6 protein-coding genes are annotated in these 6,860 nt (G+C 53.9%); 3 read left to right on the top strand and 3 right to left on the bottom strand.

Going from position 1 to position 6,860, the window contains the following annotated elements; translation table 11 throughout:
* Positions 1-2: 2 nt before the first annotated feature.
* Together RHK62_RS09510 and purC are read right to left on the bottom strand one after the other, a co-directional pair.
* Positions 3-986: a glucokinase gene (locus tag RHK62_RS09510; protein WP_206200352.1), complete on the bottom strand. Its 984-nt coding sequence runs from the start codon at positions 984-986 to the stop codon at positions 3-5.
* Between the two features lie 13 nt (positions 987-999).
* Positions 1,000-1,731 carry a phosphoribosylaminoimidazolesuccinocarboxamide synthase gene (purC, locus tag RHK62_RS09515; protein ID WP_302677432.1) on the bottom strand — a complete coding sequence of 244 codons (732 nt, stop codon included), beginning with the start codon at positions 1,729-1,731 and terminating at the stop codon, positions 1,000-1,002.
* A 140-nt stretch (positions 1,732-1,871) separates the two neighbouring features.
* Here purC and RHK62_RS09520 point away from each other — a divergent pair, with 140 nt between their 5' ends.
* Positions 1,872-2,678: a helix-turn-helix domain-containing protein gene (locus tag RHK62_RS09520; protein WP_310453638.1), complete on the top strand. Its 807-nt coding sequence runs from the start codon at positions 1,872-1,874 to the stop codon at positions 2,676-2,678.
* 10 nt (positions 2,679-2,688) lie between these two features.
* Positions 2,689-6,180 (top strand): AAA-like domain-containing protein, encoded by a 3,492-nt coding sequence (locus RHK62_RS09525; protein WP_310453639.1) that lies wholly within the window; start codon positions 2,689-2,691, stop codon positions 6,178-6,180.
* Here the strand turns inward: RHK62_RS09525 and RHK62_RS09530 are convergent.
* A complete protein-coding gene (locus tag RHK62_RS09530) occupies positions 6,177-6,497 on the bottom strand; it encodes an MgPME-cyclase complex family protein (RefSeq protein WP_011057339.1) in 321 nt (106 codons plus the stop codon). The genes RHK62_RS09525 and RHK62_RS09530 overlap by 4 nt on opposite strands.
* Positions 6,498-6,629: 132 nt before the next feature.
* Here RHK62_RS09530 and RHK62_RS09535 point away from each other — a divergent pair.
* Positions 6,630-6,860, top strand: a 231-nt coding sequence (locus tag RHK62_RS09535; protein ID WP_310453640.1) for a DUF2887 domain-containing protein, incomplete at its 3' end; no start/stop codon positions are given.

A 6,860-nucleotide genomic window follows, 5' to 3' on the forward strand; every position in this document is an offset into this window, starting at 1 on the left:
CCCTAGGCCCCCTGAGCGGCTAAATGTACCGCGCCCCGCAATCCCACCTCTGGATTCGTAATCACTGCAACGTACAACTGCTCCATCAGGGGGCGAAATCGTCCCTTACTCACAAACCCTTGGCGAAACGTGCCATCGGTCATTTTCGGCAGAATTTTGGGGGCAATCCCTCCGGCAATCAGCACCCCACCCAAGGGCAAACTTTTCAGGGCAAGGTTGCCAGCCTCTGCCCCATAGGCATCCACAAACATCCGTAAGGCTTCTGCACACAGAGGATCCCCCTCAAGGCCGTATTGACTGATCACGGCGGCGCGATCCTCCACCTCTGCCATGGCTGCTGCAACCACTGCTGATTCGGGAGCAAAGTGGACACTCTTGAGATACTCGTAAATTGCCACTAGCCCCGCGCCAGAAACCACCCGTTCCACAGAAACTCGCTCGTAGGTTTGCCACAAATAGCGCAATAGACCCATTTCCTGTTCATTGCGGGGTGGAAAGTCGGTGTGGCCACCCTCTAGGGGCATCACTTGGTAGCGATCGCCCTGCCAAATCATCAGTGCTTCCCCCAAGCCAGTACCCGCTCCCAATAGGGCAATAGGCGCTTGGGGACGCCGCGGCCGCTCCTGAAGGACAACAAAATCCGTCGGCGGTAATACTAATGCACCATAGGCTACGGCTGCAAAATCATTCAGCAGCGTCACGCAAGGGATCTGCAATGCCGTTTCTAATTCGGCACCACTGACCCGCCAGCCCAAATTGGTGACCTGAGCCACTTGGTCAATCACAGGCCCCGGAATCCCCAGACAAGCCCGCTGTGGATGGGCAGGACTCTCCTTGAGGAACGTTTGCAAAAGAGTTGTCAAGTCAGGGAAATCGCGGCTGGCGTATTTCGCCCTGTGAAGCAAATGCCAATCACTGCCCACCACATCCCATAATTCGATGAGAGTTTTTGTGCCACCCACATCGGCGCCAAGTACAACGGTCATTGCCCACCCCTTGCTAACTCACGCTATGGGCTAACACTCGCTGCATCACGAGGGCGTAGGCATCCTCAATGGCGCCCAAATCTTGGCGAAAACGATCTTTATCGAGAATGCGCTTTTTAGGATCACTTTCATCTTGATTCCAGAGGCGGCAACTGTCGGGGCTAATTTCATCCGCTAAAAGAATCTCCCCCGTCGGACTGCGGCCAAACTCCAGCTTAAAGTCCACCAAGGTAATGCCACACTCCGCAAAAAAGCGACTGAGATGGGTATTGACGGCCAAGGCCATTTCCTTGATCGTTGCAACTTCCTCATCTGTAGCAATCTGCAATAGGCGCAGGCGATCGCCTGTAAGGAGCGGGTCACCAAGATCATCATTCTTGAGGTAAAACTCCACCAAGGGGGGATTGAGTTCTAATCCCAAGGGCAATCCCGTCTGCCGACAAAGGCTTCCCGCTGCCCGATTGCGCACCACCACCTCAAGGGGAATAATCTCTACTCGCCGAATGTGCATCTTGTTTGGCGCCACTTGGGCAATAAAATGGTTGGGGATGCCCTGAGCCGCTAGATACTGAAACAAATGGCTGGCGATCGCGCAGTTCATCACTCCCTTGTTTTGGATCGAGCCACGCTTCTGGGCATTAAAGGCGGTGGCCTCATCCTTGAACTCCGCCAGCAAGATGTCTGGATCCGCTGTGGCATAAATAATCTTTGCCTTGCCTTCGTACAAGGGAGAGAACTGAGTCATAAAAAGAGGTGCGTCTAAAAGCCAGATCTAGCCTAGCAAAGGCAGTCCCCCAATCCACAGCAGCTTGCTATAGGATAATCCCAATGGCTAAACCCCTCTTCGGCAAATTGGCATAGACTGACGGCAGGAGATAGATAGCGATGCCTCACTTCAGTAATCAACAGGCAAAAAAACTGGCAGAAATTGGTGCCTTCCTCCGCGAAAAGCGAGGGGAAGTGGGTCTAAGTCTTGAGGAGGTGGCCGCCAAAACGTTGGTGCGCCAGTCAATCCTTGCAGCCATTGAAAATGCCAACCTTGAGGAGTTGCCCGAACCCGTCTATACCCAAGGATTTATTCGCCGTTTTGCCGATGCCCTTGGCCTTGATGGCAAAAGTATTGCCGCCAATTTTCCAACAGTGGCTGACCCTGTGGAGCGCCCCGATAAACCCAGTCTTCCCAGGGGCGATATAGGTTGGCAGTTGCGCCCAATTCACCTCTACCTAATGTACTTTGCCCTCGTGGCAGCAGCAGTGGCTGGGTTGGCCTATCTCTTTCGTCCTCAAGCCCAAAGCATCACCGATTTAGCCCCCGCACCGACCCCTACCGCGTCCCCCAGCCCCACACCCACCCCCACAGCAGCGGCAACACCGACGCCCAGCCCCACGACCCCTGAAACGGTTGAGGTCAAGTTGTCCCTCTCCGATGCCTCGTGGCTCGAGGTGGAAGCCGATGGTCGAGTTGTCTATGCCGGTATTTTGGCGTCGGGAACAGAGCGCAGTTGGCAAGCCAAGGAACGTTTAATTGTCCGCACGGGGAATGCTGGCGCTGTCAAGGTGAGTGTCAATAATGGTCCGTCCCAACCGATGGGGCAACTGGGAGAAGTGACAGAAAAAGAATTTCTTGCTAGTCAGGCCACTTCAGAGAGGGCAACCACGTCAACAGCACCGGAGCGTACCGTTTCCAACTAGGTCACCCTCAATGGATGCAGCAACCACCTATCAAGTGGGGGGCAGTTTACCGACCACATCGGCAGTCTATGTCCGACGGCAAGCGGATGCGGATCTGTTGGCTGCCCTGACCGCTGGTGAGTTTTGCTATATTCTCAATTCGCGGCAAATGGGCAAATCCAGCTTGCGGGTGCAAGTAACACAGCAATTGATCACAATGGGGTACCGCTGTGCTGCCCTCGACATTACCAAAATTGGCAGCCAAAATATTCAACCCGAGCAGTGGTATGCCAGCTTTGTGGGTGCCCTCATTCAGGGATTTCAGTTAACTGATGTGGTCTCCTTGCGCGCTTGGTGGCGCGATCGCCAGCTGGTGTCACCCATTCAGCGCCTCAGTGATTTCGTAGAAACAGTGCTGCTTGCCCACACCCGTGAACCCCTTGTCATTTTTATTGATGAAATTGATAGTTTGTTGAGTCTGCCCTTTTCCACCGATGATTTTTTTGCTTGGATCCGCGCTTGTTACAACCAACGGGCAGATTATCCCGAATATCAGCGCTTAACCTTTGCTCTCTTTGGCGTGGCCACCCCCGATCAACTGATTCAAGATAAGCAACGCACCCCCTTTAACATTGGTTGTGCCATTGATTTACAGGGATTTACCCTTGCGGAAGCCACCCCCCTACTCAAGGGCATTGCCCATCTTAGCGACAACCCCGATCAACTCTTGGCGGAAATTCTCAATTGGACGGGTGGCCAACCCTTCTTGACCCAAAAGCTCTGTCGCCTGCTGCAACACCACGGGTCATTTATGCCGGCGTCAACCCTCTCCCATGAGTTAGCCCAGTTTGTCCAAGAGCATATCCTTCAGGATTGGGAGCGGCAAGATGAACCCGAACACCTCAAGACCATTCGCAATCGCTTGCTGGCCGATGAACAGCGCATCGGTCGTCTCTTGGGTCTCTATCAGCGGGTTTTAGAAACGGGGGGTATTCCCCTTGATGGCAGTAGTGAGCAGCGAGCCCTCGCTCTAACGGGATTGGTGTGCCAGCGCCAAGGCAAATTGCAGGTGTTTAACCCCATCTATGCCCAAGTTTTTGATGCCCAGTGGGTTGAGCAACAGTTGGCACAACTGCGCCCCTACAGTGAGGAGTTCCAAGCATGGCTGCGCTCTGGGGGCAGTGATAGCTCCCGTCTCCTGCGGGGACAAGCCCTTGAGGAAGCGTTGATCTGGGCCAGTGGCAAAAGCCTCAGTGATCTGGATTATCAGTATCTTTCTGCCAGTCAGGAGGCCAACCAGAAAGCGATTCAAGACACGTTACTGCTCGAGCGCCAAGAAAAGGAGACGATCAGTGCTGCCAACCGCATTCTCGAGGCAGCTCGCCAAAAAGCCAGTCGTCTGACCCGCCGCGCCCTCATGGCTCTTGGTATTGTTTCTGTGATTTCTCTGGGGGTAGCGGCAATTTTGGCAAAAACCTATGCAGATCTGCAAGCCTCCCAAGAAAGTCTAGCCCTTGAGCAAACCAGTAATGATCTTCTGGAACAGTTTCAAGCCCAAGAGTTACCCGCCCTTTTAGCAGGTATTGAGGCAGGACGCCACTTAAAACGACTGGTGGGCGATCGCCCCCTGAGTCAATACCCTACGACGCGCCCCCTCTTTGTGCTTAATTTTCTCCTCGATCACATTCAAGCCCGCAACCAATGGCAGAGTGACAATACCCCCCTGATGGCGGCCTTTTTGACGGCTGATGGTCAGCAGTTCAGCATTAGTGAAAGCGGCGTTGTCGAATTTTGGCGAGTGAACGGCGAGCGACTGAGTGCCCAGTCTTTGGAGATTGGCAATGTCAAACTGGCACGGATCAGCCCTAGGGGCGATCGCGTGGGTCTGCTCAATAATAAGGGCGAAATTTCCCTGTGGCGTGTCGAACTGCAAAAACTTATCTTTGAACGGCGTTTGCCTGCCTTACCGATCAATAACTTTCGCTTTAGTCCAGAGGGGCAGGAGTTGGCGGCCACCACAACTACAGGGGATATGCTGCGTTGGAGCCTTGAAGGGGAATTACTGGCCACTATTCCCACCCCTAGCCAGAGTATCAATAGCTTGAGTTATGCCATCAGGGGCGATCGCTTGGCCACTGCCGATGAAGAAGGCTGGATTCGGGTTTGGTCTCGTCAGGGGGAACTGCTCCAAGCATGGCAAGTCCAAGCCGATCTTCCCGTTCCCCAAACCAGTTTGACCTATCTCAGCAATGGCCAACTGGCGACGGTAGGCAAAGATGGCACCCTCCGCCTTTGGAACACCAAGGGGCAACAAATCAATCAATGGCGTGTCAGTGCAGCCCCAGTGTATTTTGTGGGTACGTCTCCTGTGGGCTATCGTCTATTGACCCTGAGCACAGATAACACGATGCGTCTGTGGCAGCCAACGGGTGAACTGATTGCTGAGTTGGGGAGTCATGAACGCCTGATCAATACTGTCAGCTTTAATGCAACGGGTTCAGTGCTCCTCAGTAGCGATCGCGGGGGGCAAATGACGTTATGGTTCCTCGATCATCACCGTACGGAACACTGGTTTGCCGATCAAGAAAGTATTTGGACAGTGGCCTTAGATTCCCAAGCAGCCACAGTGGTCACGGGGGGCAAAGATGGTCGTGTCAAGTACTGGCGACGGGATGGCACGCTCCTTGCCACAACCCCAGTTCTCGATCCTCAAGGCATCAACCAAGTGCTCTTTAGTCCCAGCGGCCAACGGGTGGCGATCGCCACCAAAGGGGGAAAATTAGTGATCTGGAACCTTGCGGATCGCTCCCAGCAAATCTGGCAACTGCCCATCGAGGCTACCCTCTACACCGTGTCCATGGATCCCCAACGACGGTACTTAGCCGCAGGCGATGAAAAAGGCACCATTTATCTTGTTGACCTCCAGCGGCCAGAGAACATTCAAAAGCGCAAAAGTGAAGGGGAAATTTGGAGCCTCAGCTTCCATCCGACACTCCCCCTGCTGGCGAGTACGGGGTCTGCGGGCACAATTGAGGTCTGGAATTTTGAGGGCGATCGCCTTGCCTATCGCCTGAACCCTGATGCAGGATGGCTGGCTAGCCTTGAATTTAGTGCCAACGGCCAATTCCTAGCGGCGGCTGGCGAAAGTGGCTCCGTCTATTTGTGGTCAATTCACGGCAAGAATGCCCCCAGCAACCCCCGTGTGTTTCGTGCTCACCAGCGCAGTATTGTCAGTCTCGGTCTTAGCCCCAATGGTGAAATGATTGCCACCGCCTCCCCCGATCGCAGTGTGCGGGTTTGGAACCAAAGAGGCCAGCTCATTACACTGATTGATCGTATTTCTGCCATTCCCTACAGCGTTGATGTGAGTGGCCAAGACGAACTTTATGTGGCGATTGGTACCGAGGATGACGAGGTCTTGATTAGCCCGCTGGCCACCCTAGGACAGTTATTAACCAGCGCCTGTGACTGGCTCAAGGACTACCGTCAACAAAATCCCGATGTTGCTCAAGCCTGTCCCTAAACGCTTGCAAGGGAAGCAAGGGGATTCGGAACCTCCTCGCTGGTGAATTGCCCCATCAGCACATACTCCAAGCGCAGCTTCAGCCACTGAATAAATTGCTGGTTGGTGGAGATAATGGCTGCGGCGGGCTGTGGACAACGCGCCTTCTGTTCAGCAAACTGGGGCTGCTCTAAAAACGCCGGCTCGGGCACCAGCCAAAAATCAATCTCTTTGCCTTGCTCCCGATAGTGACGCTGTCGCTCGCGAAACACTTCCTCAAGGGGTTCTTCCTCAGTCAAAAACTTTTTGCTTGCGAGAATGTAATAGTACGTCGCCATAGGGATCTATGCAAAACCACAACATATTCTATACAGTCCTCAGCTTAGCATAGGGGGAACCCCTGCCTCCATAACACTCTAGTTCTGAAGTTTTCTGAGGTTTCTGGTCGGAGCGATCGCTCTTCCTAGCCCATGCACCGCGACTCCCTCTTTTACCAACTGTTTGCCCAGCTGCCCCAGACCCTCTTTGACCTCTTGGGCAGAGACACGCCTCAGGGGTATCGTTTTGAGTCCGTGGAGCTGAAGCAAACGGCCTTTCGCATAGATGGCGTCTTCGTGCCCCCTGACCCCTCAGGAACCGTCTATTTCTGTGAGGTGCAGTTTCAGCGGGACAACACCTTCTACGAACGCTTCTTTGCGGAA

This window comes from Thermosynechococcus sp. HY213, from assembly GCF_031460975.1.
In the GTDB taxonomy this organism is placed as follows: Bacteria; Cyanobacteriota; Cyanobacteriia; order Thermosynechococcales; family Thermosynechococcaceae; genus Thermosynechococcus.